This is a genomic window from Kitasatospora sp. NPDC088779 (assembly GCF_040685395.1).
Classification (GTDB): domain Bacteria; phylum Actinomycetota; class Actinomycetes; order Streptomycetales; family Streptomycetaceae; genus Kitasatospora.
Window position 1 is genome coordinate 149,615 of sequence record NZ_JBFBHW010000013.1, and the last position, 25,759, is coordinate 175,373.

The window sequence follows — 25,759 nt, forward strand, 5'->3', positions numbered from 1 at the left end:
GTCTGCGCTTACCGTCTGCCCCAGCGGGAACGGGGGGCCGCGGCCGGTTCGGTCGGCAGGCCGGCGCTGCGCAGGGCGGCCAGCGTCGTCCGGTGCCGGGCGCCGTCGGCGAGCAGCGCGGCGAGCAACCGCCCGTACAGCTCCGGGCTGGTGTCCAACGCGGCCGCCAGCTTGACCAGCTCCACCGGCGGGCGCAGCGCCGCCAGCTCGTACAGCAGGACGGTCGCGAGCTCGGCCGGCAGCTCCGTCGCCAGCGCGGCCAGCTCCGCCGTCGGCCGGCCGGCCGCCTGGCGCAGCAGCGTCCGCACGTCGGCGTGCCGGCCCGTGCGGCGCAGACCGGTCGCCAGCGCCGTCAGCTCCGGCGTCGGTGCCGAACCCCACTCCCACAGCAGCGTCGCGCCGTCCGCGCCCTGCCCGGCCCGCTCCAGCGCGGCCAGCAGGGCGGGCAGGGCCGACGCCGGATAGCCCCAGAACGCGTGGAACAGTTCCGCCGCCTCCTCCGCCAGCCCCAGCTCGCGCAACTCCGCCAGCATCGCCACCGCCTGCTCGGGGGCGCACTGCGCGGCGCTCCTGGCCAGGTGCAGGGACGCGCCCGTCGGGCCGCGTCGGGAGAGCATGCCGGCCAGCAGCGCGGCGTCCGCCGGATCGAGGCCGGTGGCCGCCCGGGACAGCAGCTCCGTCGCCTCGGCGAAGGCGCCGGCGCGGTGCAGGGCCGCCACCCGCTCGGCGAGGGCGCCGATGTCGGGTCGGGCGGGTCGGGCGGGTCGGTCCTGGGGCGGCGGGGCCTGGGCCGGTTGCGGCTCCGGCTGTCGGTTCCGCAGTCGGTTCTCCAACGCCTCCAGTCGATCGCTCAGTTGGAGGCAGCGGGCGCCCAGGCCCTCGCGCAGGGCGCGCGCCTGCGCCAGCTGCCGCAGCAAGTCCCCGTCCGGCCGCTGGCGGCCCGGCGCCGCCCGGATCGCCTCGTTCAACCGCCGCTCCCGCTGGCTCGCGTAGCGGCTCGCGCGCAGTAACTCGTCCAGCTCCGACCGGAGTTCGTACGCCTGTTGCTCGCCCTCCGGGTCCTGGCCCGCGGATTGTGCCGTCGGCCGCATGCGCATGATCGCCCCACCCCGTCCATCTCTCCCCTGACTGCGGGACATCCTGGCGTCGCTATATGGCGGGGGAGTTAAGGGAGCGCGTCCAGTCGTGCGCGACTGGTGTCAAGGAGCGCGCAGACGGCGGTCGTTGCGAGAAGTGCGCCGGTCGCGCTCCGCGGCGGGCCGACCGCCCTCATGCGGCCAGCCGTGCCCGCGCCTCCATCAGGGCGAAGCCGAGCAGGTTCAACCCCTGCCACTCGTCGGGCCGTTCCGCGCGGATGTCGTCGGCCGCGAGCCCGATGCCCCAGATCCGGTCCACCGGGCTGGCCTCGACCAGGACGCGGTCGCCGGTGCCCAGCAGGTAGGCGCGCAGCGCCTCGTCCTGGCCGAACTTCGCGACGTTCCCCTCGACGACCAGCTCGAACCGGCCGGCCGTCCAGGCCGCGTCGTCGAACCCCTTGACCAGCCGCCCCAGCTTCTTCGCCTCGGCCGGCGTGCGGGCCGCCAGCACCTGCTGCTCGATGGCCTCGTCCCCGAACATCCGGGCCTTCCCCGCCATCATCCAGTGCTCGGCGGACGCGTACGCCACCCCGTCGACGGTGAACTCCCCGGGCCACCACTGGCTCAGGCACTCCTGCCGCGTCCCCCCGCCCTTCCGTTCGGTGTGCCCCCAGAACATCAGCCACTTCGGCCGCACCCCGGTGGCCATCAGTGCCGCCAGCTCCACCCGGCTACGGACGTCGGCAGAGGTCCCCACGCGCATCTCGCTCATATCGTCATTCTGACGCAAAGGGGGCCGTCGGGCCAGCGGGTTTTCGGTGGCCGGCCGGGTCAGTTGACGGGCAGGGCGTTCGCCATGTCCCGGAAGCGGGGCGACACGCGCATCAAGCCGTCCGAGCCGACGTTGAGGTTCTCGATCCAGCCGTCCCGGTACCAGAAGAGCGACGGGGTCAGCGGGGCCGGATCGCCGGCCGCGAGCTCCTTCGACAGGTCGATCAGGAAGCGGATGGCGTTCAGCGACAGGCTGGTGCGGATCGGCACGGCGCAGAGCGCGTTGTTCGTCGGCAGGGCGACCAGGGCCCCGTTGGGCAGCTCGACGCCCCCTCCCAGGGCGTTCTCCAGGCGCAGCGCGTGGGCGGCTCCGGGCCAGGCCCCCATGCCGTTGACGGTGTGGATGGTGTCGCCGTTGGACGCGTCGAAGACCTGCCGGTTGAGTTGCTCGGTGGCCAGGTTCGCGAAGGCCCGCTCCCACAGCTCGGCCCGGCTGATGCTCCACTGGTCGGCGGCGTGTTCGGCTATCGACAGGGCCTCGGTCTTGCCGGCCCGCTTGCCGGCGTCCACGCAGAGGACGACCGACAGCTCGTCGTCGATCTGCCGTGCCATCGGATCGGGCCCCAGGCCGCGGCTCCTGGTGATCAGGAGCCGCAGCCGGTCCCGGACCTCGAAGACCGAGATCGTCGCGAGCGCCTGGCACGGGCCGTGCTCGTCGCACAGCGGCCTCGGAAGGTTCTTGCGGCTGCCGAACAGTGGCATGGGTGACTCCCCGGGTGGTTGCGGTGGTCGGACCGAGCCACAGCATTCCATCGGTTGGCCCTGCCGTCCCGAGATCACCCCATTCCCGGAAGTGTTCTGTCGAGCCGTCAGGTAGTGGTGTGCTCCCAGCGGAGGGCGGGGTGGCCGTCGACCCAGTAGTGGGTCGCCCGGTCGGTGATCCGCAGGCGGACGGCGGTGAGGTCGGGGCGGCCGGCCTCCTGCCAGGCGGTGAGGATGCGCTCGACCTCGTCCCACAGGGCGACCGGGCCGCTCTGGTGGACCGTCCAGCCGTAGGTGTCGTCGGCGACCTCGGCGACGGATCCGGGGATGGACAGGCAGTAGATCGACTCCAGATCCTCCCCGATTGAGACGGTGAACTTGGACTCTGGGAAGGAGAGTTGGGCGAGAATGGCCGGCGCTGGGTTGTTGAGGAGGGTGGGGGAGACGTGCGCCAGTCGCTTCGGCTCGGTGGTTGCCGCCCGGGCCGTGAGGTTGCCGACCGGGGGCACCGGGCGATCGGGCCGGACGGGAGGGAGGGCGGAGCGGCCGATGATCCGGCCGTCGGCGGTGCCGTCCGCGTGGACGGTGACCTTGGCCAGGCCGGCGCCCTCGGGCCAGGTGCCGACCGTGGCCAGGATCGTGCCGCCGGGTTTGGTCTGCCGCACCCAGGTGTGGGGGATGCGGCGCACCGCGTGGGTGGCGATCACCCGGTCGTGCGTGACCTCGGGGTCGCCCTCGGCGGTGGTGACGTTGCGCTCGCCGAGGAGGTGGCGGAGCAGGGCCGTCGAGTAGCCCGTGCCGGCGCCGATCTCCAGCACGGTGTGCCCGTCCTCGGCGCCCAGGGCGTCGATCATGCGGACGGTGGAGGCCGGGGCGGTGGTGGAGGCGGTGGGGAAGCCCCGGACGGGCGCGGAGACCTGGTCGGCGGTCAGATGCCCGTTGAGCTGGGTGACCAGCGACCGATTGCTGTGCGCGAGTTCGACCCACTCCGCCGGATCGGCGCCGCGCTCGGTCACCGGCCGCCAGCGGCGCCTGCCGGTGGACACGAACACCCCGGGCCGCAGGAACGGCTCCCGGGGCACGGCCTCCACGGCGGCGCGCAGTGCCGGGCTGGTCAGGGCGCCGTCCGCCTCAAGCCGGTCGGCGAGTGTTCGGCGCGCGGCTGCGGTGTCCGGGGTCACGGTTCTCCCTCCTGGGGCGGGTGTGTACGTCTGTGCTGGATCGCCTTGCTGAGTGCGGAGTTGACCAGCACGGTGACAACGCAGAGTACGAGGAGGAAGAAGAGGTTCGCCATGCTGGGGTCGCTGTGGCGAAGCGGGCGGGAGGCGAGTGCCCCTGCGCCCGCCCCGGTCGCGATGGAGAACGCTGCGGCGGCGACCAGGGCGGGGTGGGGGCGGGTCGGTAGCGCCACGAGTTCTGCGGGGGCGGCGGGCCGATGTCCTCGGGTCGGGCCGTCCACTCGACGCCGCCATGGGGAGGGCGGAGGTGGAGGAGGCCGGCGACGAGGTCCATGACGACGCCGAGTCGCCCGGTGCGGCTGTCGTGGACGAGAGCGGCGTCGGGGGCGGTGGGGGTGGCGGCCGTCACGGGGTGAGCCAGCTGTCGAGCCGCACGGTGACCAACTTCCCGTTCGCACCCACGACTTTGGCGGCGAGGGGCACGCCGCCCGGCGCGTTGAGCGTGACGGTCGCACCGACGGAGGGGTGCCACGGCTGCTGGTCGGCCTGCTCGCGACGGGCGCGGACGCCGGCGCGGAGCACGTCGACGATCTGGACGACTACGGAGGTCGGGGCGGCGCCGAGGTCGATCAGGACGATGCCGGTGACGGAGGCGCACGCCCAGTCGATTCCGGGGGAGGGGAGTTGGGTACCGGCGTAGGCGAGGGTCGCCTTGAGGTCGTCGAGGGCGTCGGCGGCCTCGCGGCGGTCCTCGGCGGTGATTTTTCTGAGCATGGAAGCCATGGCGTTCGGATTTCCTTGCGTGACGAGACTGTCCGGAAATATGGCAATCGACTGACCGGCAATGATCGCGCTGTGTCATCGCTCGATCACGATCCGATGCTCCACCTTGGCGTGGGCCGTTCCTACTGTGTTTGCGGGACGTTTGGGACACTTCGCGGCTATGGTTCGTCCCGTCCCCGATGTGCTGCGGAGATGGAATATGAACCATGGTCTTCGACGCGCCTTGGCCAGTGCCAAGATGACGGAAGCGCAGCTGGCTGAGGCGTGTGGAGTCGACGCCAAGACCGTCAGCCGATGGATCGCCGATCCCGGCCGTACTCCCCATGCTCGACATCGATGGGCGGCTTGTAGGGCGCTAGGTGAGGAGGAAGTCGCTTTGTGGCCTACTACTGCCCGCTCGACCCTTAGGACTGGCCCTGACCGAGAGGTTGTCCAGGTATTTCCGTACCGCTCGGCGGCGCCGTCCTCGCTCTGGCGATCGCTGATTACCAAGGCCGAGCGTGAGTTGACGTTCGCCGGCTACACCAACTACTTCCTGTGGCTTGAGCAGGCGAACCTTGCCGGTGCGTTGCGGCGGAAGGCTCAGGGGGGCTGTCGTGTGAGATTCCTCATCGGTGATCCTGGCAGTCCAGTGACGAGAGCCCGTGAGTTTGAGGAGGGCGTTCCCCTCACGCTGGCTACACGTATCGCTGTGACCATCAGCGAGTTGGAGCGATTGCGAGATGTCTCGAACGTCGAGGGTCGGTTCGAGACCGGGCATGTGAACCTGTCTGTCTTCCGGTTCGATGACGAGATGCTGGTGACTCCGATCCTTGCCCGCAGGGTCGGCCACGACTCGCCCATGTTCCATCTTCGACGCACCCAGTCGGATGGCATGTTCGACCGATTCGCGGATCATGTCGAAGAGTTGTGGAGCCGAGGTCGAAGCATCTGGGAGGTGGCTGCGCATGGCCAGGCGTGATTTCGAGAACGACCCGCATGCGCCGAAGGCAAACAGCCTGGTGCCGGCGGCCTCTGTCGTCGTGGTCGACGGCGATGGCCGCGTACTCCTTCAGCGTCGTACCGACAACGGCATGTGGGCCTTGCCCGGCGGAAAGATGGAGCTCGGGGAGTCCCTCGCGGACTGCGGCGTCCGCGAAACCCGTGAGGAGACCGGTATCGACGTCGTCATCACCGGCATTGTGGGCACCTACACCGACCCTGGCCATGTTTTCGCCTATGACGACGGCGAGGTGCGGCAGGAGTTCTCCATTTGCTTGCTCGGTGAGCCGCTGGGTGGCGAACTCCGGGTCTCCGGCGAGTCGTTCGAGGTCGGCTGGTTCTCCCCAGCCGATGCCGACGGCCTGCCCATGGTGCCGAGCATCCGCAAGCGCCTCGCCGACTGGCGCAGCGGCCGCACCCCCGTCGTGCGCTGAGGCCTAGGAGTAGTGCTTGTGCAGGTCGTCGCTGATCAATCCGGTGCCGTGGTGGACGGCCTGGCTGGAGTAGGTCCCGCGCAGTTGGGCGGCGTGCGCGGTTCGCTGGTGTTCGATCAGCAGCCCTTCGGTGTCGTCCGAGTGGCCGCTGCGGGCCCGCTCTCGGCGGCCCAGGAGGACGGTCGTGCCGATGATGGCGGTCACGAGTGAGACCAGGAACGCGATGACGAAGGTCATGAGGTCTCACCTTTCCCCCGGTCCTGGATCGTCCCATGACGAACCATCTCCACGGAAGGGTCAGTTCCACCTGACCCGGCGCACGAGAAGTCGACCAGGTCGACTTCTCGTGCCGCGCGCCACGGGTTTCGGAGCCCGCCCCATCGAGCAGATCGGGAAGGGGGCATGACAACTCCCCTTTCCAGAAGCCGATGTGAGGAGCACTCATGAGCCCCACCCGTCGTGACGTCCTGCGCTGGGGAGCCGGTGCCGGTGGCGCCCTCCTGGCCGCCGCCGCGTTCAGCCCGTCTGCCGCCGCCGCCACCGTCAGCCCGTCCGCCTGGATGAGCGCCCTGGGCGACGCCACGCCGCTGACCGCCCTGACGATCCCCGGTACCCACGACTCCTGCTGCACCGACCCGATGCACGGCACCGAGTGGTCCCACACCCAGAACTGGGGCCTGCCCGAGCAACTCCAGCGCGGCATCCGCTTCCTCGACATCCGCTGCAACGGACTCGCGGGGACGGCCGACGAACTCGGCATCTACCACAGCGACAACTACCAGTACGTCCGGCTCCAGGACGTCCTCGACCAGTGCCGCTCCTTCCTCGCCGCCAACCCGCGCGAGGCCCTGGTCATGCGGGTCAGGAACGAGTACGCGGGCGGGAACCGGCTCGACGACACCGAGTTCCAGCGCCGGATCAACCACTACCTGGACGACCTCGGCTACCGGGGCCTGTTCTGGACCGACCCCTCGTGGCCCACCCTCGGCCAAGCCCGCGGCCGCGTCGTCCTCGCCGCCGACTTCGCCAACCCGTGGTCGGTCATCCAGTGGTCCAGTGGCACCAACACCTGGTTCGCGACCCAGGACACCTTCCAGGGCATCAGCCTCGCCGCCAAGTCCCAGGCCGTCGTCGACTGGTTCGACCATGCCTTCCTCGACCAGGGCTCCCCGCGGATGTACGTGAACTTCACGAGCTACGCCAACGGCGGCTGGCCCAAGGTCAACGCGGCCGCCATCATGCCCCCCGTCCGCGACTACCTGAACGCCCGCCGCCAACAGGCCGCCCACTTCGGCATCGTCCCGATGGACTTCCCCGACTTCCACACCGACGTCCTGCAACTGCTCATCGACAAGAACTTCATCGGCCGCTGACCGGGGCCGCCGACCCGACCGCTGGGTAGCCTGCCGGCATGCCTGATCCCTCACCCTTCGCGGTCCCGAATCGCTTCGACGGTGACCCTGCCCGTGTCGCACTCGTCATTCCCGGAGTCGGTTACTCGCCCGCCAGGCCGCTGCTCCACTTCGCCCGCGCCGTGCTCCTCCAACACGGCTGGACGGTGCAGGAGTTGTGGTGGCAGGTCCCGGGCGACTTCTCCCGGTTCACCGTGGACGACCGGATCGCATGGGTCGAGCGGCAGGTCGGCCGGGCCGTCGCCGCGGAGGAGGGGGCCTGCGGTCTCCTGGTCGGCAAGTCCTTGGGCTCGCTCGCCTGTGGCATCGCAGCCGATCGGGGGATGGCGGCGGCCTGGCTGACGCCCGTCCTGACCCTCGACCAGGTGGCCCGCTCGCTGCGCCGATCCGAAATGCCGACGCTCCTGGTCGGCGGGAGCGCCGACCAGCTGTGGGATCGACAGGTCGCCGGGTCGGTGGGGCACGAGGTCCTGGAAGTACCCTCGGCGGATCACTCCCTTGAGCTGGCGGATGATCCCGTGGGGTCGGCCGGGGTGCTGCGGCAGGTCGTCTCGCGGCTGGACCGCTTCGTCGGCTCGCTCGACGTCTAGAGAGCGCCCGGAGCCGGTCGGCGGACGCCGAACCGGGGTGGGCGGCCCAGGCGGCGGGTTGCTCTTCGGCGTCGGTGGTGCTGGCCGGGGTGTCGCAGGTGAGGGCGGGTCCGCCGGTGTCCGGGCGGTGCAGGACCTTGGCGCGACGCCCTGGACGGCCCCGCGATCGGGTGTCGATCGCGGGGCCGCTGCCGTCGCCGTGGCCCGTGGGGCCGGTCGGCTCAGCCGATGGAGCGGGGGAGGCGGGTGGTCAGGTACAGGATGACGAAGGAGCCGATGAGCTGGAGGCCCAGGCAGAGGGCGAGGGCGCGGTCCATGCCGAGGCTGGGGGAGAGCGACAGGTAGAGGGTGCCGAGGGTGGCGACGCCGAGGGCGAGGCTGGACTGCTGGCCGGTGGCCAGGACGCCGCTGCCGACGCCGGCCCGGGCGGCGGGCACCTTGGCGAGGACGACGCGGAACAGCGGGGTGCCGATCAGGCCCTGTCCGATGCCGGCGAGGGCGACGCCGGGCGCCATCCGCAGCGGGGAGAAGTGCGACCAGTCGGCGAGGACGGTGACGGCGAGGGTGGCCAGGCCGGCGGCCTGGATGACGGCGCCCGCGCTCAGTACCCGGCTGCCGTAGCGGCCGATCAGGCGGGGGCCGGAGAGCGAGGCGGTGAAGTAGCCGACGGCCATCGGGACGAGCGCCCAGCCGGCCGCGACCGGACCGAGGTGCAGGCCCTGCTGGAGGGCGACGGCGATGACGAACATGAAGCCGCCGAAGCCGGTGAAGTAGGGCAGGGCGATGCCGAGGCCGCGCCGCATCTCGGGGATGCGCAGCAGGGACGGCGGCACCAGCGGGGTGGCGCCGCGCTGCTCCGCCCGGCGTTCGACCAGGACGAAGGCGGCGGCGAGGACGGGGAACAGTCCGAGCAGCACCCAGGACCAGAGCGGCCAGCCGGCGGCGCGGCCCTCCATCAGCGGGACGAGCAGGGCGAGCAGCGAGGCGGTGAGCAGGACGGTGCCGGGCACGTCGACCCGGGCGGCCTGGGTGGCCCGGCTCTCCGGGACGTAGCGGACGGCGAGGACCAGGGCGAGCAGCGCGAACGGCACGTTGAGCAGGAAGACGGAGCGCCAGCCGGTGCCGAACAGGTCGGCGGCGACGAGCATGCCGCCGAGCACCTGCCCGATCACCACGGAGATGCCGCCGACGGCGCCGTAGATGCTGAGGGCGCGGCCGCGCCGGGCGCCGTCGGTGGCGGCGGTGATGGTGCCGAGGACCTGCGGGATCAGCAGCGCGGCGGAGGCGCCCTGGGCGGCGCGGGCGGCGACCAGCGTCCAGGCGCCGGGGGCGAGGCCGCAGGCGAGCGAGGTGACGGCGAAGGTGGCGGCGCCGACGACGAAGAGCCGGCGGCGGCCGAAGATGTCGCCGAGGCGCCCGCCGAGGACGAGTAGGACGGCGAAGGCGATGCCGTAGCCGGCGGCGACGAGTTCGAGGACGGCGGGCCCGGCGGCCAGGTCGTGGTCGATGGTGGGGAGCGCGACGTTGACGATGAAGAAGTCGAGCATCGGCAGGAAGGCCCCGAGCAGGACGGTGACCAGCCCGGCGGTGCCGAGGGAGGGGGCAGCGGTGCGGGCGGCGGTCGCGGTCGCGGCGCCGGGGGTGGTGGCGGTGCGGACCGGGTCGGGGGCGACGGCGAGTTGTTGGGTCACGGGTCCTACGATCCGCCTGGCCGTACCCTGGTACCAGAGTGTGGTTATCCAGGTATAAGAAGTACCTGGCAACAGGCTCCGGGCTGGCGCATGCTAGGAACCATGAGCCTCACCACCCCGGCCGCGCAAGCCCGGTCCGCCTCGGTCGCGCAAGCCCGGACCACCCCGGCGACGCAAGCCCGGACCACCCCCGACGACGCCCGCCGGCACGACCTGGCGGCCTTCCTGCGCAGCCGCCGCGAGCGGATCGCGCCCGACCAGGTGGGCCTGCCCCCGACCGGCCGCCGCCGCACGCCGGGGCTGCGCCGCGAGGAGGTCGCGCAGCTCGCCGCCGTCGGGGTGACCTGGTACACGTGGTTGGAGCAGGGGCGCGACATCCAGGTGTCCACCCAGGTGCTGGACGCGGTCTCCCGCGCCCTGCTGCTGGACCCGAGCGAGCGCGCGCACCTGTTCACCCTGGCCGGCGCGGAGGATCCGGCGCCGGTGAAGGAGTGCCCCTCGGTCACCCAGAGCGTGCGGCTGGTGCTGGAGCAGATGGCGCCGTACCCGGCCGTGGCCGTCAACCCCCGCTACGACGTGCTCGCGTACAACGCCCAGTACACCGCGATCGTCGGCGATCTCAACGAACTTCCGCCCGAGGACCGCAACTTGATGTGGATGGCGTTCACCCCCTCGCGGTTCCGTGAGGTGCTGATCGACTACCGGACCGAACGCCTCGGCATGGTGGCCCGGTTCCGTGCCGCGATGGCCGACCACAGCGCGGAGCCCGCCTGGAAGGCACTGCTGGCCCGGCTGCTCAAGACCTCGCCGGACTTCGCGGAGGTCTGGCAGCGGCACGAGGTGATGGGGCCGAGCAACGGGATCAAGCGGTTCCAGGTGCCGGGCGTCGGGCTGCTGCGCTGCGAGTACACCAGCTTCTGGCTCGGCCCCCGACTCGGGACGCGGATGATCACGTACACCCCGTTGGACGAGGAGACCCGCGCGCTGATGAACCGGTTGCCCAGCAGCTTCTAGCCCTGCCCGACGGCTTCTAGCGGGGGGTGAGGACGGCACGCCCGAGCAGCACGCACACCACCGCGAGCGGCAGTTCGACGCCGAGCGCCATCACCAGGGCGGCGAGCACCGCGTGGCCCGGGCCGGCGCAGGCGATGTCGGCCAGCGCGTCCCCCGCGAGCAGCAGGGCCACCGCTCCGCCGGCCCAGCCGGCGGCGGCGCTGCGCCGGCGCAGCAGGGCGTCGAGCGAGAGCAGCGCGGAGAACTCCAGCAGGTCGAGCACCACCCACGGGGTCTCGTGGCAGGCGGCGAGGACCGCGAGCCAGGGCAGCAGCGCGACGGCGGCCACGACCGGCACCCGCTCGAAGCGGGCGGGCAGGACGAGGGCGGCGGCCGGGCGGCCGGCGAGGACGGCGGTGCTCATGCAGCCCCTCCGACGACTGCGGCCTCGCCCCGGCGCCGCACCCGCTCCAGCGGCTGCCGCTCGGTGGTGTCCCCGCCGGGGTGCCGGACCAGCACCCCGGTGTACGGGCCCTCGGCCCAGGCGAGCCAGAACCGCCCGGCGACCGTGACCACCTCGGCGCCGACGGCCGGTCGCTCGAACCGGAACGGCCCGGCCGACCAGAGCGACCGCACGGACCCGAGCGACCGCACGGACGGGAACGACCGCACGGACCGGAGCGGCCCGGCCAGCCGCCCGGCGGTGAACGCCACCGCGGGCGCACCCCCGTCGGCCGCCAGCCGGCCCCAGGCGAGCACGTGGTGCGCCCGCCCGCCCGCCGGGCTGCGCCGAGCACCGCGCAGCAGCTGTGGGGTGAGCCGGGCGGCGACCAGGACATCGGCCAACTCGCCGTCCTGGTACACCTCCAGCGCGGCCCGGCCGCGGCGGCCGACCAGGCTGCGGACCGACCAGGGCCCGGCCCCGACCGGCAGCGTCCCCTCCGGCCCCGCCGTCCGGCGGAGCGCGTCCCCGGGAACACCCCCGTGGCTCCCGGGGACGGGCCGCCGGTGCGGCGGGGTGGCGGAGTGCGATGCGGTGCTCGTCATGCCGTCCAGCTTCCCGTCGATCATGGGCCGCTGTCGGTGGTGCCGTGCTCCGAATCCGGGGTGTACCTAGATACACCCCGACCGTGAGCCCCCCTTCATGGTGGCCGTTGATCATCGCGCCCTACGCTGTCGGTCATGCCCTCCACCACGTTGCGCCGAGCGCTCGTCAGGAGCCTTCGGCGCCACCCGTGGTCGCCCGAGGCCTGGCGGGACACCCGCTTCATAGCCGCCGGCCTCCCGATGGCCCTGCCGGTCTGGCTGGCCGTCACCGAGTCCAAGCTGCTCTTCCCGATGACGGCCCTGGTCCTCATCTGCACGCGCCCGCTCACCGCCGCCCAGCGCGGCCGGCTGCGCGCCCTGCGCGGGGTGGAGGTGTCGCCGCCGCGCCCGGGCGAGCCGTGGGCCTGGCTGCCGGGCCGGCTGCTGCTGGGGCTGACCTGGCGCCAGAGCGTCCACCACCTGCTGGCCGGCCCGCTGCTGGCGGCGGGCGCGCTGGTGGTGCTGTACGCCTGGGGCGCCGGCGTGGTGATGGCGAGCGTGTACGGCTGGGTCTGGCTGATGCCCGTCGGCAGCCCGCTGCGCTCGGAGCTGGCCGGGCTGGACGTGGTGATCACGGTCGCCGGGGTGCTGCTGCTGGCCGTGATGCCCTGGCTGGCGGCGCTGGCGGCCTGGCTGGAGGTGCGCACGGCCCAGCTGCTGCTCGGCCCCAACCGCGCGGAGGCGCTGGAGCGGCGGGTCGAGGAGATCGCCGAGAGCCGGGCCGGGCTGGTCGACGTGGTGGACGCCGAGCGCCGCCGGATCGAGCGGGACCTGCACGACGGTGCCCAGCAGCGCCTGACCTCCCTCGCGATGAACCTGGGCCTGGCCCGGCGCACCCTCAAGGACGTCCCGCCCGAGGTCATGCAGGTGATCGTGGACGCGCACGAGGAGGCGCAGGCGGCCATCGACGAGCTGCGCGACCTGGTCCGCGGTCTGCACCCGGCGGTCCTGGAGGACCGCGGCCTGGACGCGGCGCTGTCCGGCATCGCGGCCCGCGCCCCGCTGCCGGTGCGCCTGGACGTCCACCTCGCCGAGCCGGTCGCCCCGACCGTCGAGGCGGTCGCCTACTTCACCGTCTCCGAGGCCCTGACCAACGTGGCCAAGCACGCCCGCGCCCAGCGGGTCGACCTCTCGGTGCGGACGGTCGGCGGCCGGCTGCGCCTGGTCATCAGCGACGACGGCGTGGGCGGCGCGGACGCCTCGCGCGGCACCGGGCTGACCGGCCTGCGCAAGCGCGCCGCCTCGGTCGACGGCACACTGTCCGTTCTCAGCCCCCTCGGGGGCCCCACCACCATCACCGTGGAGTTGCCGTGCGCGCTGTGATCGCCGAGGACTCGGTCCTGCTGAGGGTCGGCCTGGTCAAGGTCCTGGAGGCGGTGGGCTTCGAGGTCGCCGCCGCCGTCGGGGACGCCACCGAGTTGCTGGCGGCCGTCGAGGAGCACCGCCCGAAGGTGGTGGTGGCGGACGTCCGGATGCCTCCGGGCTTCACCGACGAGGGTGTGAAGGCCGCGCTGATGATCCGCCGGCAGTGGCCGGAGGTCGCCGTGCTGCTGCTCTCCCAGTACGTGGAGGAGCGCTACGCCGCCGACCTGCTGGCCACCAACACCAGCGGCGTCGGCTACCTGCTCAAGCAGCGGGTGGCCAACGTGGACGACTTCGTGGAGGCGCTGCAGCGGGTCGCCGCGGGCGGCACCGCGCTGGACCCGGAGGTGGTGGCCCAGCTGCTGGTGCGCCGCCACCGGGACCCGCTGGAGAAGCTGACCCCGCGCGAGCGGGACGTGCTCGGCCTGATGGCGGAGGGCCGCTCCAACGCCGCGATCGCGGCCGCCCTGGTGGTCAGCGACAGCGCGGTGGCCAAGCACATCAACTCGATCTTCACCAAGCTCGACCTGCCGCCGGCCGACGACAGCCACCGCCGGGTGCTGGCGGTGCTGCGGTTCCTGGAGGTCGGGTAGCCGTGGGCGGACCGACGAAGGCGTGGGGGCGGAAGGCCTGGCGGACCACCGGCACGCTCGCGATCGCGGTCGTCATGATCGGCGCCGGGATGCAGACCTGGGCGATGGTGGTGCAGCAGCAGACGACCTCGACGCAGCCGTACAACGTCGTCATCCACAAGCTCCGGCTGGACACCGGCAGCGCCTCGGTGCGGATCAGGGCGGGCCGCGACGGCCGGGTGGTGGTCCGGCAGAACCTGGACTGGATGGTGCGCAAGCCGTCGGTGTCGACCACCTTCGACGGCGACGTGCTCACGGTCGGCATGGAGTGCCGGAAGTTCCTGCCGTTCGCCGACTTCGGCTGCGGTGCCCAGATCGAGCTGGAGGTGCCGGCCGGTACCGACGTGTCGGGGCAGGTGAGCTCGGGCAGCGTCGAGGTGGACGGCCTGAGCGGCGGCGTCCGGATGGACCTCACCTCGGGCGAGCTGAAACTGACCGGCACGTCCGGACAGGTGTACGCGCACGCCACCTCCGGGATGGTGCAGGGCACCGGCCTGAGCTCGGAGCAGGTGTACGCGGAGACCACCTCGGGGGCGGTCGACCTGGCCTTCTCCAGGGCGCCGCGGTCGGTGGACACCAGGAGCGGGTCGGGCTCGGTGAAGCTGGCCCTGCCGCAGGACTCCCACTACGCCTTCAGCGGCGAGGTCGGCAGCGGCAGCCGCCACATCGACCCGAGCCTGGCGGACCCGGCCAGTCCGAACCGGATCCACGGCTCGGTCACCTCGGGCTCGATCACGATCGACCCGGCCTAGAGAGGCCCGGAGGGCCCTGGGGAGGCCCGGAGCGGCCCGGAAACAGGGGCTGACCCGAGTGGGGGACAATGGAGAGTCCCGTTCCCCTGCCCCGAGGTCAGCCGCGCATGACTGCCACGCCCGCACCCACCGCGCCCGACGCCGAGTTCGCGCCGCTGGACATCGGCCCGATCCGGGTGTGGCCGCCCGTCGTGCTGGCGCCGATGGCCGGCATCACCAACGCGCCGTTCCGCACGCTCTGCCGCGAGCAGAGCGGCGGCAAGGGCCTGTACGTCTCCGAGATGATCACCACCCGGGCCCTGGTCGAGCGCAACGCCAAGACCATGCAGCTGATCAAGTTCGACGCCAGCGAGAAGCCGCGCTCGATCCAGCTGTACGGCGTGGACCCGGTGACGGTCGGCAAGGCCGCCCGGATGATCGCGGACGAGGGCCTGGCCGACCACATCGACCTCAACTTCGGCTGCCCCGTCCCCAAGGTGACCCGCAAGGGCGGCGGCTCGGCGCTGCCGTACAAGCGCAACCTGCTGCGCGAGATCCTGCGCGAGGCCGTGGCCAACGCGGGCGACCTGCCGGTCACCATGAAGATGCGCAAGGGCATCGACGACGACCACCTCACCTACCTGGACGCCGGCCGGATCGGCGCCGAGGAGGGCGTGGCCGCGATCGCCCTGCACGGGCGCACCGCCGCCCAGCACTACGGCGGGACGGCCGACTGGTCGGCGATCGCCCGGCTGCGCGAGTCCGTTCCGGCGCACGTCCCGGTGCTGGGCAACGGGGACATCTGGTCGGCGGACGACGCGCTGCGGATGATGCGGGAGACCGGCTGCGACGGCGTCGTGGTGGGCCGCGGCTGCCTGGGCCGGCCGTGGCTGTTCAGGGACCTGGTCTCGATCTTCGAGGGCGAGGTCGACTACGCCCGTCCGGACTTCGGCTACGTGGCGCGGGCCATGGTGCGGCACGCGCAGCTGCTCGGCGAGTGGATCGGGGACGAGGCGCGCGGCGTGATCGACTTCCGCAAGCACGTCGCCTGGTACACCAAGGGCTTCTCGGTCGGCTCGGAGCTGCGGGTGAAGCTCGCCAACTCCTCCTCCCTGGTCGAGCTGGCCGGAACCCTCGCCCTGGTGGAGCAGTCCCAGGCCTGGCCGGCGGGTGCGGACGGGCCGCGCGGGCGTACCGCCGGCAACAACCGGGTGGTGCTGCCCGAGGGCTGGTTGGACGATCCGTACGACTGCGCCCGACCGGGGGCGGATGCCGAATCGGACACCTCTGGCGGATGACCTGTCCATAGTGGCGAAATCGGCCCCCTGGGGCCCATCGCCACTCGGTCCCAGCCCTCTTGTCCAACCTGGACAGGAGGGCTCCTTTTCGGCGATCCGATGTCACGGAACGGGCACGTTTCTGGACGGAGTGCGACGATCGGCGGAGGCGGACTACGTTCGACCGGTGAGATGCGCTGGTGACGCTTGCCACATGCGGTGGCGCCTGGCGGCGGGTCAGTGGACGAAATGGACAGGTCGACTGTGAATCGCTTCCCGAAGCCGGTGGGCCGGTGATCGGCCGATCCGAGTGCAGGAAATCAAGCCGGGGCAACGCGGGCGACCCGCGACCGCTACCCAGCGTCCGAATCATGCGATCTTCGTGTTTCTATTCGTTCAAGACTTGAAGGTTGGCTAGCGTCATCCGGACGATTTCACCAACAGAGGTGAACGCCTTTATGTGCATTCGATCTATCGGGTTACCCCCGGGTACCAGCCTCGTACGGCCCATTCGGGGCAGAGAAGAACCTTCGAAATGGGTATGTTCTCCGGCGTCAGGGCAACCGCGTACGAGGAGACCGACCCGTGCCGTCCCAGCAGAAGTTTGTTTACTCCTTCACTGAAGGAAACAAGGACCTCAAGGACCTTCTCGGCGGCAAGGGCGCGAACCTGGCCGAGATGACCAACCTTGGCCTCCCCGTCCCTCCGGGGTTCACCATCACCACCGAGGCCTGCAAGGTCTTCCTGGAGACCGGCAGCGAGCCGGCCTCGCTGCACCAGGAGATCAGCGCCCACCTGGACGCGCTCGAGCAGGAGATGGGCAAGAAGCTCGGCCAGCCCGACAACCCGCTGCTGGTGTCGGTGCGCTCGGGCGCGAAGTTCTCCATGCCCGGCATGATGGACACCGTCCTGAACATCGGCCTCTCGGACGCCTCGGTGGTCGGTCTCGTCGCCCAGTCCGGCAACGAGCGCTTCGCCTGGGACTCCTACCGCCGCCTGGTCCAGATGTTCGGCAAGACCGTGCTGGGCGTCGACGGCGAGCTGTTCGAGGAGGCCCTGGACGAGGCCAAGCACGCCAAGGGCACCGCCAACGACCTGGACCTGGACGCTTCCGACCTCCGGGCGCTCGTCGAGGTGTTCAAGGGCATCGTCGAGCGCGAGACCGGCCGGGCCTTCCCGCAGGACCCGCGCGCGCAGATGGACCTCGCCATCCACGCCGTCTTCCACTCCTGGAACGGCGACCGCGCCCGCCTGTACCGCCGGCAGGAGCGCATCCCGAACGACCTCGGCACCGCGGTCAACGTCTGCAGCATGGTCTTCGGCAACCTTGGCGAGGACTCCGGCACCGGTGTCGCCTTCACCCGCGACCCCTCCACCGGTGCCCAGGGCGTCTACGGCGACTACCTGTCCAACGCCCAGGGCGAGGACGTCGTCGCCGGCATCCGCAACACCCTGCCGCTGGCCGAGCTGGAGAAGCTCGACAAGAAGTCGTACGACGAGCTGATGACGATCATGCAGACGCTCGAGAACCACTACCGCGACCTCTGCGACATCGAGTTCACCATCGAGCGCGGCAAGCTCTGGATGCTGCAGACCCGCGTCGGCAAGCGCACCGCCGCCGCGGCCTTCCGGATCGCCGTCCAGCTGGTCGACCAGGGCCTGATCGACCTGGACGAGGCCCTCATGCGGGTCACCGGCGGCCAGCTCTCGCAGCTGATGTTCCCGCGCTTCGCCCCGAACGCCGAGTCCCAGCAGATCGCCTGGGGCCTCGCCGCCTCGCCCGGCGCCGCCATCGGCAAGATCGTGTTCGACTCCTACACCGCCGTCAAGTGGTCCCGTTCCGGCGAGAAGGTCATCCTGGTCCGCCGCGAGACCAACCCGGACGACCTGGACGGCATGATCGCCGCCGAGGGCATCCTCACCTCACGCGGCGGCAAGACCTCGCACGCCGCCGTCGTTGCCCGCGGCATGGGCAAGACCTGCGTCTGCGGCGCCGAGGAGCTGGAGGTCGACACCAAGCGCCGCCGGATGACCACCGTCGGCGGCCTGGTGCTGGAGGAGGGCGACGTCGTCTCCATCGACGGCGCCACCGGCAAGGTCTACCTCGGCGAGGTCCCCGTCCTGCCGTCCCCCGTCGTCGAGTACTTCGAGGGCACCCTGCACGCCGGCGCCGACGTCCAGGGCGGCCTCGTCCAGGCCGTCCACCGGCTGATGGCGCACGCCGACGTCCGCCGCCGGCTCGCCGTGCGCGCCAACGCCGACAACGCCGAGGACGGCGGGCGCGCCCGCCGCTACGGCGCCCAGGGCATCGGCCTGTGCCGCACCGAGCACATGTTCCTCGGCGAGGAGCGCCGCAAGGAGGTCGAGCACCTGATCCTGGCGGACAACGACAAGGACCGCGAGCTCGCCCTCTCCACCCTGCTGCCGCTGCAGAAGGGCGACTTCCTGGAGCTCTTCCAGGCCATGGACGGCCTGCCCGTCACCGTCCGGCTGCTCGACCCGCCGCTGCACGAGTTCCTGCCGGACATCACCGAACTGTCGGTGCGCGTCGCCCTCGCCGAGGCCCGCAAGGACCCGAACGAGAACGATCTGCGCCTGCTCCAGGCGGTGCACAAGCTGCACGAGCAGAACCCGATGCTGGGCCTGCGCGGCGTCCGCCTCGGCCTGGTCATCCCCGGCCTGTTCGGCATGCAGGTCCGCGCCATCGCCGAGGCCGCCGCCGAGCGCCGGCTGGCCGGCGGGGACCCGCGCCCCGAGGTGATGATCCCGCTGGTCGGCACCGTCCAGGAGCTGGAGCTGGTCCGCGACGAGTGCGAGCGCGTGCTCGCCGAGGTCGCCCAGTCCACCGGCGTGCAGCTGGACATCAAGCTCGGCACCATGATCGAGCTGCCGCGCGCCGCGGTCACCGCCGGTCAGATCGCCGAGGCCGCCGAGTTCTTCTCCTTCGGCACCAACGACCTCACCCAGACCGTGTGGGGCTTCTCCCGGGACGACGTGGAGGCCTCGTTCTTCACCGCGTACCTGGAGAAGGGCATCTTCGGGGTCTCCCCGTTCGAGACCATCGACCGCGACGGCGTCGGCGCGCTCGTCAAGCACGCCGTCGAGGCCGGCCGGGCCACCCGCCCCGACCTCAAGCTCGGCGTCTGCGGCGAGCACGGCGGCGACCCGGACTCGGTCCACTTCTTCCACGAGGTGGGGCTGGACTACGTCTCCTGCTCCCCCTTCCGGATCCCGGTGGCGCGCCTGGAGGCAGGCCGCGCCGCCATCGAGACGGCGGGCAGCGACCCGCGCTGAGAGAGGGTAGGCATCCCCTCCTCGGCCGCGGGCCGGACTGACCGCTTCCCTCCCCGTCGGGAGGGCGTACACCGGAGCTCGGCGCAGGAGAACCGGCGTACGTAACAACGGCCGGGCGGGAACGGACAATGGCGTCCGTCCCCGCCCGGCCGTCCGTCTGTCCCCGGCCGCCCGTCCCCGGCCGGCCGGATGTGGCGGCGGCCACGTGTGTAGCTGGCCGGGCGGCGCCCGCGGGCCTGCCAAGCTGGGGCGCATGACCAGACGTAAAAGCCCGCTCGTCGTCGTGGCCGTCCTGATCCTGGCCCTCGTCGCCGGCATCGGGTACCTGCTCGCCGGCAAGGGCGGCAGCAGCCACCCCAAGGCCGCCGCGAGCTCCACCGCCACCTCGGCGGGCGCCTCGGCCCCCAAGTCCTCGGCCCCCAAGCCGTCCCCGCCCGCCGGCGGCACCCCCGCCCCGAGCGGCACCTGGGTGCCCGCCGACCCGGCGCTCGCCGACGTCTGCCGCAGCAAGCTCCCCAGCCAGGCCCAGGACACCCTCGGCCTGATCGCCAAGAACGGCCCGTACCCGTACAACCGCGACGGCATCGTCTTCGAGAACCGCGAGAGCCGTCTGCCGAAGAAGTCCGGCGGCTACTACCACGAGTTCACCGTGGTCACCCCGGGATCCAACGACCGCGGCACCCGCCGCGTGGTCACCGGCGGCTCCGGCGAGCAGTACTGGTCGCCGGACCACTACGGGACCTTCCAGGAGATCGATCCGCGCTGCTGACACCCCGAGCCGCGTGACACCCCGCACCCCTCACCGGGCCCGGCGCCAGCTGATCCGGCGGTGGGGGCCGTGCGGGCCGGTGGTGAGGAGGGCGGTCAGCTCGTGGAACACCGGGACGGGGTCGCGCCGGAGCTGGACCGGGGTGGTGCGGACCACGGGGAGCCCGACGGCGGTCAGCCGGTTGGCGCGGGCCAGGCCGCGTTCGTGGTCGGCGGGGCGCAGGTGCCAGGCGCGGGAGTCGATCTCCAACGCCACGCAGGCGTGCGGCCAGTAGGCGTCCGGGACGGCGAGGAAGCGGCCGTCCAGGAAGAGCACCGGGTTCCACAGCGGCTCGGGCAGGCCCGCGTGCGCGAGGAGTTCGCGGGCCTCGCCCTCCACCACCGATCGCACTCCGGCGGTGAGGTCCTCCACCACCCGGGCCACCTGCGGCAGTCCGAGCGCGCCCGGCCGGGCCAGCAAGTGGTCCAGCAGCTCGCCGAGTTCGCAGTGCCGCCGCTGGACGGCCTCCGCGCACAGCGCCCGGAACCGGCGCTGCCCGGTCTCGCCCGGCGCGAGGTCGGCCAGCGCCCGGGCGACGGTGGTGCTCCACAGCCCGTCGTCCCGCTCGAAGCCGCCCGGCAGTGGCCCGACCGACCGGTGGATCCGGACGAACTCGCGGTCGCGGACCCGGCGTTGGGCGGGAATCAGGACGTCGATCCGGGCCAGGTCGGTCGGGTGTCCGGCGCTCGGCAGCCCCACGTCGGCCAGCACCGCGTCCCCGGTCAGCAGCACCTCCCCGGCCTGCGGCGCCCGCCCCTTGGGGCTCGCGTACGCCAGCGCGGCGCGCAGCCGTTGATGCGCCGTCAATCGGCCGGACTGCAGGCAGATCACCCGGGGCAGCACCTGTTGCCAGGGCCCGTCGGGGCGCAGCCGGTGGGCGATGGTGCCGGACGGCACGCCGAGCCGGCGCAGTTGCGCCCGGGTGACGATGTGCTGCTGGTCGGCGCCGAGCAGCACGACGGGGTCGAGCGGGTTCACGCGGGTCATGCCCCGGGTGCTGCCCACCATGATCGGATGTATGCGAAACATCGCTCGTCGGGGGAGCCTACGAGAATGAGGTTGACGGAGCGCCGGTCGAACCACTGAGCTGAGGGCCATATGACGACTCCACCCACCGGCCCCGCGCTCGACGCGCTCAACGGCCTTTCGGTAGGCGATGCCTACGGTGCACAGCTCTTCGTCCCGGCCACCGCCGCCGCCCATTTCGCCGCCCGCACCGACCCGCCCGGCCCCTGGCCGTGGACCGACGACACCGAGATGGCGTGCTCGGTGTACGCCGCGCACACCGAACGCGGCACGATCGACACCTTCGACCTCACCCACGCCTTCGCCCGGCGCCACGACTTCGACCGCGGGTACGGTCCGGCCGCCAACCGGATGCTGCGGCTGGTCCGGGAGGGCGGTGACGCGAAGGCCCTGGCGGCCGAACTCTTCGACGGCCAGGGCTCGTACGGCAACGGCGCCGCGATGCGGGTCGCCCCGCTGGGGGCGGCGTACGCCGAGGACCCGGCCGCCGCGGTCCGGCCCGCCGCCGACACCGCCGTGATCACCCACACCCACCCGCAGGCGGTGGACGGCGCCATCGCGGTCGCGGTGGCCACCGCGTACGCGGTGCGGGCGCGCACCGAGGCGATGACGCCGGAGTCCTTCCTGGAGGCGGTGATCTCCCTCACCCCTTACGGCGCCGTCCGTGACGGCCTCACCGAGGCGGTCCAGCTGCTCGCCGAACCGGACCCGAGGGCCGCCGCCGAGATCCTGGGCAACGGCAGCCGGACGTCCGCCGTCGACACCGTCCCGTACGCCCTGTGGTGCGCCGCCCGGCACCTGAGCGACTATCCGGCCGCCGTCCGGGAGGCGGTCGCGGCCGGCGGCGACATGGACACGGTGGCCGCGATCACCGGGGGAGTGGTCGCCGCGCACACCGGGACCGAGGGCATTCCGGCCGCCTGGCTGGCCGCCCGCGAACCGCTGCCCGGCTGGGCGTTCCCCGAGCCGGGCGGCGTCCGGCCCGCCCCGGAGAGGGAGGGCCGCCTGAAGCCCATGCTGCTGCCCCGCGCCTGCCCGGTGCCGGACGTGGTCTGGACGGACGAGGAGTGGCAGCGGATCCGGGCCGGGCTGCGCCCCCGGGAGATGGAGGACAAGTGGGTGTCCCACACCGCCGAGGGCGTGCTGCGCCTGCACCGCAGCTGGACCGGCTTCGAGATCTGGAGCGTCCGGGTCACCCCGGTGCGCGGCGGCTGGCGGCCCGGGTCGGCGCTGGCCGAGGCGCACCCCGACCGCTTCCGGGGAGCTGCCGATCCGGAGCTCCTCGCACGGGTCCTCGGCCTGGCCGCCAGGGGCTACGGGTGGCGGCCGTAGCCCCCTTCGGACCGTTTCAGGCCGTGATCAGGTGCCCGGGACCGCCGCCGTGTCTAAGGCACTCCTGGTTGATCGCCGGATCCGGGGCGCTGGGCGAGGTGGCGGCGGCGATCCGCAGCTCGATGATGTCCCGCACCGCGGGCCACTCGTCGTCGAGGATCGAGTAGAACGCGGTCGAGCGCACCACCCCGTCGAGCCCGCGCGAGTGGGCCCGGCGGACGCCTTCGGAGGTGGCGCCGAGCCGCTCGATGGCGGTGCGCGAGCGCTGGTTGCGGGCGTCGGCGCGCAGCGAGATCCGCTGCACCCCCCAGGTCTCGAAGGCGTGGCGCAGCATCAGCAGCTTGGCCTCGGTGTTGATGCCGGTGCCCTGGGCACGCGGCGAGAGCCAGGTGTTGCCGATCTCGGCGGCGTCCGGGACGGCCGTGGCCGGGTCGCCGAACGGCACCCCGGGCACCGGTGGCCAGACCATCGGCCCCCGCCAGTAGTCGAGTTCCAGGAATCGGGTGGAGCCGACGACCCGGCCGTCCGCCACGTTCACCGTCGCGAACGGCAGCGACCGGCCCGCGGCCTGGTCGGCGAGGGCGCGCGCGATGTAGTCGCGGGCCGCTTCGAGGCCGTGCGGGACGGGCGTGAAGGCGTAGGTCGTACGGTCCTCGGCGCCGGCCTCGGCGATGGCCGAGGCATGGTGCGCGGCGAGGGGCTCCAGCCGCACGGTGCGGCCGGTGAGGATGACAGGTACGGGCACGGAACCTTCGGTCCTTCATCGGTCGGAGGGTGCCTACCGTGCCGGGGTACGGCTCGGGAGGCAGGGACAGTCGCCCCGGCCCCGGAGCACGCCCGCCGGTACCCGCGCACGCCGGAGAGCCGGTCGGGCGGGGCGGGGGCGGCGGCCCGGAGGCGGGCAGCGCGGTGCCGGAACGGACTCGGGTCCACGGACCGGTCCGGCGGGGATGAGCGAGGGGACAGCGTGCGTCCGCGAGATGGCCGATGAGGAAACGGGAGCGCGAAGGAAACAGGCGGCCAGATGAAGGCAAGATGCGTCGTGTGGGCTGGCCGAGCACCGGTCCGGGACGTGGCCGACGGCGTTACGGGACGACGTGACGACGACGCGACGATGCGAGGCAGCGAGAGGACGATACCCGTCAGAAGGCGGTGCGTCACTTCCCGGCACGCGAATGGCGGTGCGGGCCGCTGCGACCCGCCCCCGGACGGGCCGTTGAACACCCGTGACCAGGGGCTTTCCACCCGGGTGCGATCATGGTCCGGAGCGGTCCGGAGAGGCCGCCGGACCCGCCGCCGGGCGGGTCGGGAATTCCGGCGGCGCCCGGCACGCTGGAGAGGACGAGAAGCCGGTACGTCGTGACGAGTAGAGAACGGGGTTGGGTGCGCGGTGCGTGACTTCCAGGCGCTGTACGAGCTGGATCAGCAGGGCGTGGCCGCGGTGGCCGCGGCCACCGCGGAGCTGCGCGACACCGGTGCGGGCCTCGTGCTGCTCCAGCACTTCGAGGGCTTCATGGACGCCGGCGAGGCCGGCGGCCAGGTGGTGGCCCACCTGCTGGAGACGGGCTCGCCGCAGGTGGTGGCCCGTTTCGACCACGACCGCCTGGTCGACTACCGGGCGCGCCGCCCCGCGATGGTCTTCGACCGGGACCAGTGGGCGTCCTACGAGCCGCCGGAGATCCTGCTCCAGCTCGTCCGCGACGGCGCCGGCGCGCCGTTCCTGCTGCTCACCGGCCCCGAGCCGGACGTCGAGTGGGAGCGCTTCGCCGGCGCCGTCCGCGAGCTGGTGGAGCGCTTCGAGGTCCGGCTGGCGGTGGACTTCCACGGCATCCCGATGGGCGTGCCGCACACCCGCCCGGTCGGCCTGACCCCGCACGGCAACCGGCTCGACCTGGCGGCCGGCTACCCGCAGTGGTTCGAGCAGGCGCAGGTCCCGGGCAGCGCCCAGGCGCTGCTGGAGTACCGCCTGGCCGAGGCCGGGCACGACGTGCTGGGCTTCGCCGTGCACGTCCCGCACTACGTGGCACGCTCGGAGTACCCGGCGGCCGCCGTGCTGATCCTGGAGGCGGTGCAGTCCGCCACCGGCCTGGTGTTGCCGGGCACCCGGCTGCGCGAGCGGGTCGGCGAGGTGTACGCCGACATCGAGGAGCAGCTGGCGCACGGGGACGGCGAGTTGCGCTCGGCGATCCGCGGCATGGAGGGCCAGTACGACGCGGTGGCGGGGGCGGAGGGTCGGGAGAGCCTGCTGGCCGAGCCGGTGGACCTGCCGTCGGCGGACGAGCTGGGGCGGCGCTTCGAGCAGTTCCTGGCCGAGCACGAGCGCGGCGCGGAGTAGGCCCGGCGCGGAACAGGTCCGGGCGGGGAGCGGGTCCGGCGCGGAATCGGCCCCGTAGCGGCGAGAACCGGCCGGGTCGGCGGTGGCCGGGAGCCACGGGAGTCATTCGCGGGCCCCGTTCGTTGGTGGTGGCGGCGTCGGGGGACGCGCCGCCGTACGGAGCTGCCCGTGACGCCTATCCCCCGGGGGGATGCCATGCCCACGACCATGTCCAGGACCATCCGCCCGGCCGTCGCCCTGACGGCCGGGCTCGCCGCGCTGCTGCTCGCCGGGTGCACCGCCCCGGACGGCGGGACGGAGGGCTTCGCGGGCGCGCTGCCCGCCAAGAACGCCAAGTCCACGCCGCCGCCGAACGGCCCGTACGTGGCCCTCGGCGACTCGTACACCGCCGGCCTGAAGATCGCCCCGCAGGTGGGCGAGCCGAAGGGCTGCTCCCGCTCGGGGGTCAACTACCCGTCCCTGGTGGCGAAGGGGCTCGGGCTGCCGGCCGGCCAGTTCCAGGACGTCAGTTGCAGCGGCGCCCGCACCGGGGATCTGACCGGCGCCCAGGAGACCGACCACGGCACCAACCCGCCCCAGCTGGACGCGCTGACCTCGGCCACCCGCCTGGTGACGGTCGGCATCGGCGGCAACGACGCGGGCTTCATGGAGGTCGTCAAGGAGTGCGCCAAGGAGAACCTGGTGGACGCGGTGAAGGGCATCGTCGGCGCCACCCGCGCCTCCTCGCCCTGCCGCGAGCACTACGCCTCCGGCGGGACGGACGAGGTGCAGCGCAAGGTCGACGCGGCCGGTGAGCAACTCGGCAGGATCCTGCAGGACATCAAGCACCGCTCCCCGCAGGCCCGGGTCTACGTGATCGGGTACCCGACGCTGCTCCCGGCCGACCCGGCGAGCTGCCGGCCGGTGCTGGGCAAGGCGGTCGCGGCCGGGGACCTGGGCTTCCTCTCGGAGAAGGAGCAGCAGCTCAACAGCATGCTCAAGCGGCGGGCGGCGGGCGCGGGCGCGGTGTTCGTGGACGCGGCCGCCCCCTCGGCCGGGCACGACATGTGCGCGGGCGAGGCCACCCGCTGGGTCGAACCGCCCTTCCCGGCCCCGGGCCTGGCGGCGATCCACCCCAACGCCAAGGGGCAGGAGGCGGTGGCCGCCGTCGTCCTCAAGGCCGTCCGCGGCTGAGGCCGGAGGCCGGGGCCGGACCGCAGGCGGCG

General features: G+C 72.7%; 26 protein-coding genes. 14 read left to right on the forward strand and 12 right to left on the reverse strand.

Annotated elements, in window-relative coordinates; all coding sequences use genetic code 11:
* Nucleotides 1-8: 8 nt before the first annotated feature.
* The 6 genes from AB0P03_RS15200 to AB0P03_RS15225 form a co-directional block, all read right to left on the reverse strand.
* Nucleotides 9-1,097 carry a hypothetical protein gene (locus AB0P03_RS15200; RefSeq protein ID WP_363586344.1) on the reverse strand — a complete coding sequence of 363 codons (1,089 nt, stop codon included), beginning with the start codon at nucleotides 1,095-1,097 and terminating at the stop codon, nucleotides 9-11.
* A gap of 172 nt (nucleotides 1,098-1,269) precedes the next feature.
* On the reverse strand, nucleotides 1,270-1,839 hold the full coding sequence (locus AB0P03_RS15205) for an NADAR family protein (RefSeq protein WP_363586350.1): 570 nt from the start codon (nucleotides 1,837-1,839) through the stop codon (nucleotides 1,270-1,272).
* A 68-nt stretch (nucleotides 1,840-1,907) separates the two neighbouring features.
* On the reverse strand, nucleotides 1,908-2,609 hold the full coding sequence (locus AB0P03_RS15210; RefSeq protein ID WP_363629221.1) for a hypothetical protein: 702 nt from the start codon (nucleotides 2,607-2,609) through the stop codon (nucleotides 1,908-1,910).
* A gap of 107 nt (nucleotides 2,610-2,716) precedes the next feature.
* Nucleotides 2,717-3,790 (reverse strand): methyltransferase, encoded by a 1,074-nt coding sequence (locus AB0P03_RS15215; RefSeq protein WP_363629223.1) that lies wholly within the window; start codon nucleotides 3,788-3,790, stop codon nucleotides 2,717-2,719.
* The gene (locus tag AB0P03_RS15220) at nucleotides 3,787-4,020 is read right to left on the reverse strand and encodes a hypothetical protein (RefSeq protein WP_363629224.1); all 234 of its coding nucleotides are present in this window, start codon (nucleotides 4,018-4,020) and stop codon (nucleotides 3,787-3,789) included. Before AB0P03_RS15220 ends, AB0P03_RS15215 begins: the two co-directional genes overlap by 4 nt.
* 172 nt (nucleotides 4,021-4,192) lie before the next feature.
* Nucleotides 4,193-4,570, reverse strand: a complete 378-nt coding sequence (locus tag AB0P03_RS15225) for a hypothetical protein (RefSeq protein WP_363629226.1) — start codon at nucleotides 4,568-4,570, stop codon at nucleotides 4,193-4,195.
* A 238-nt stretch (nucleotides 4,571-4,808) separates the two neighbouring features.
* On the opposite strand from AB0P03_RS15225, the gene AB0P03_RS15230 reads away from it, so the two are divergent.
* Complete coding sequence (locus tag AB0P03_RS15230) at nucleotides 4,809-5,531, forward strand: DUF5919 domain-containing protein (protein ID WP_363629228.1); 723 nt, start codon at nucleotides 4,809-4,811, stop codon at nucleotides 5,529-5,531.
* Nucleotides 5,518-5,985 carry an NUDIX domain-containing protein gene (locus AB0P03_RS15235; protein ID WP_363620312.1) on the forward strand — a complete coding sequence of 156 codons (468 nt, stop codon included), beginning with the start codon at nucleotides 5,518-5,520 and terminating at the stop codon, nucleotides 5,983-5,985. The genes AB0P03_RS15230 and AB0P03_RS15235 overlap by 14 nt, the downstream gene beginning before the upstream one ends.
* Nucleotides 5,986-5,988: 3 nt before the next feature.
* Here AB0P03_RS15235 and AB0P03_RS15240 read toward each other — a convergent pair whose 3' ends face one another.
* Complete coding sequence (locus tag AB0P03_RS15240) at nucleotides 5,989-6,222, reverse strand: hypothetical protein (protein ID WP_363629230.1); 234 nt, start codon at nucleotides 6,220-6,222, stop codon at nucleotides 5,989-5,991.
* Between the two features lie 206 nt (nucleotides 6,223-6,428).
* On the opposite strand from AB0P03_RS15240, the gene AB0P03_RS15245 reads away from it, so the two are divergent.
* Both AB0P03_RS15245 and AB0P03_RS15250 read left to right on the forward strand, forming a co-directional pair.
* Entirely contained in the window at nucleotides 6,429-7,358 is a 930-nt protein-coding gene (locus AB0P03_RS15245) for a phosphatidylinositol-specific phospholipase C (protein WP_363586341.1), read from the forward strand.
* A gap of 38 nt (nucleotides 7,359-7,396) precedes the next feature.
* Nucleotides 7,397-7,987: an alpha/beta hydrolase gene (locus tag AB0P03_RS15250; RefSeq protein ID WP_363629232.1), complete on the forward strand. Its 591-nt coding sequence runs from the start codon at nucleotides 7,397-7,399 to the stop codon at nucleotides 7,985-7,987.
* 221 nt (nucleotides 7,988-8,208) lie between these two features.
* Here AB0P03_RS15250 and AB0P03_RS15255 read toward each other — a convergent pair whose 3' ends face one another.
* Nucleotides 8,209-9,678 (reverse strand): MFS transporter, encoded by a 1,470-nt coding sequence (locus AB0P03_RS15255; RefSeq protein ID WP_363629234.1) that lies wholly within the window; start codon nucleotides 9,676-9,678, stop codon nucleotides 8,209-8,211.
* 102 nt (nucleotides 9,679-9,780) lie between these two features.
* Here AB0P03_RS15255 and AB0P03_RS15260 point away from each other — a divergent pair, with 102 nt between their 5' ends.
* Complete coding sequence (locus AB0P03_RS15260) at nucleotides 9,781-10,692, forward strand: helix-turn-helix transcriptional regulator (RefSeq protein ID WP_363629236.1); 912 nt, start codon at nucleotides 9,781-9,783, stop codon at nucleotides 10,690-10,692.
* Between the two features lie 16 nt (nucleotides 10,693-10,708).
* Here AB0P03_RS15260 and AB0P03_RS15265 read toward each other — a convergent pair whose 3' ends face one another.
* Both AB0P03_RS15265 and AB0P03_RS15270 read right to left on the reverse strand, forming a co-directional pair.
* The gene (locus tag AB0P03_RS15265; RefSeq protein ID WP_363586338.1) at nucleotides 10,709-11,095 is read right to left on the reverse strand and encodes a hypothetical protein; all 387 of its coding nucleotides are present in this window, start codon (nucleotides 11,093-11,095) and stop codon (nucleotides 10,709-10,711) included.
* A complete protein-coding gene (locus AB0P03_RS15270; protein WP_363629238.1) occupies nucleotides 11,092-11,718 on the reverse strand; it encodes a hypothetical protein in 627 nt (208 codons plus the stop codon). The genes AB0P03_RS15265 and AB0P03_RS15270 overlap by 4 nt, the downstream gene beginning before the upstream one ends.
* 135 nt (nucleotides 11,719-11,853) lie before the next feature.
* Between AB0P03_RS15270 and AB0P03_RS15275 the strand changes: the two genes are divergently transcribed.
* The 6 genes from AB0P03_RS15275 to AB0P03_RS15300 all read left to right on the forward strand — a co-directional run bounded on the left by AB0P03_RS15275 (nucleotide 11,854) and on the right by AB0P03_RS15300 (nucleotide 19,822).
* Nucleotides 11,854-13,080: a sensor histidine kinase gene (locus AB0P03_RS15275; RefSeq protein ID WP_363629240.1), complete on the forward strand. Its 1,227-nt coding sequence runs from the start codon at nucleotides 11,854-11,856 to the stop codon at nucleotides 13,078-13,080.
* Entirely contained in the window at nucleotides 13,068-13,712 is a 645-nt protein-coding gene (locus AB0P03_RS15280) for a response regulator transcription factor (protein WP_363620326.1), read from the forward strand. The genes AB0P03_RS15275 and AB0P03_RS15280 overlap by 13 nt, the downstream gene beginning before the upstream one ends.
* A gap of 2 nt (nucleotides 13,713-13,714) precedes the next feature.
* Nucleotides 13,715-14,503, forward strand: coding sequence for a DUF4097 family beta strand repeat-containing protein (locus AB0P03_RS15285; protein ID WP_363620328.1), 789 nt, complete (start codon nucleotides 13,715-13,717; stop codon nucleotides 14,501-14,503).
* Nucleotides 14,504-14,610: 107 nt separating this feature from the next.
* Nucleotides 14,611-15,780, forward strand: a complete 1,170-nt coding sequence (gene dusB / locus AB0P03_RS15290) for a tRNA dihydrouridine synthase DusB (RefSeq protein ID WP_363586333.1) — start codon at nucleotides 14,611-14,613, stop codon at nucleotides 15,778-15,780.
* Between the two features lie 564 nt (nucleotides 15,781-16,344).
* Entirely contained in the window at nucleotides 16,345-19,053 is a 2,709-nt protein-coding gene (ppdK, locus tag AB0P03_RS15295) for a pyruvate, phosphate dikinase (protein WP_363629242.1), read from the forward strand.
* A 253-nt stretch (nucleotides 19,054-19,306) separates the two neighbouring features.
* A complete protein-coding gene (locus tag AB0P03_RS15300) occupies nucleotides 19,307-19,822 on the forward strand; it encodes a ribonuclease (protein ID WP_363586331.1) in 516 nt (171 codons plus the stop codon).
* A 30-nt stretch (nucleotides 19,823-19,852) separates the two neighbouring features.
* Here AB0P03_RS15300 and AB0P03_RS15305 read toward each other — a convergent pair whose 3' ends face one another.
* Nucleotides 19,853-20,848: a hypothetical protein gene (locus AB0P03_RS15305; protein ID WP_363629244.1), complete on the reverse strand. Its 996-nt coding sequence runs from the start codon at nucleotides 20,846-20,848 to the stop codon at nucleotides 19,853-19,855.
* A 111-nt stretch (nucleotides 20,849-20,959) separates the two neighbouring features.
* Between AB0P03_RS15305 and AB0P03_RS15310 the strand changes: the two genes are divergently transcribed.
* Nucleotides 20,960-22,219, forward strand: a complete 1,260-nt coding sequence (locus AB0P03_RS15310) for an ADP-ribosylglycohydrolase family protein (RefSeq protein WP_363629246.1) — start codon at nucleotides 20,960-20,962, stop codon at nucleotides 22,217-22,219.
* Nucleotides 22,220-22,235: 16 nt separating this feature from the next.
* On the opposite strand, the gene AB0P03_RS15315 is transcribed toward AB0P03_RS15310, so the two are convergent.
* Nucleotides 22,236-22,964 (reverse strand): GNAT family protein, encoded by a 729-nt coding sequence (locus AB0P03_RS15315; RefSeq protein ID WP_363586328.1) that lies wholly within the window; start codon nucleotides 22,962-22,964, stop codon nucleotides 22,236-22,238.
* Nucleotides 22,965-23,609: 645 nt separating this feature from the next.
* Between AB0P03_RS15315 and AB0P03_RS15320 the strand changes: the two genes are divergently transcribed.
* Together AB0P03_RS15320 and AB0P03_RS15325 are read left to right on the forward strand one after the other, a co-directional pair.
* Entirely contained in the window at nucleotides 23,610-24,554 is a 945-nt protein-coding gene (locus AB0P03_RS15320; RefSeq protein ID WP_363586327.1) for a PAC2 family protein, read from the forward strand.
* A 207-nt stretch (nucleotides 24,555-24,761) separates the two neighbouring features.
* Complete coding sequence (locus AB0P03_RS15325) at nucleotides 24,762-25,727, forward strand: SGNH/GDSL hydrolase family protein (protein ID WP_363586326.1); 966 nt, start codon at nucleotides 24,762-24,764, stop codon at nucleotides 25,725-25,727.
* Nucleotides 25,728-25,759 lie beyond the last annotated feature (32 nt).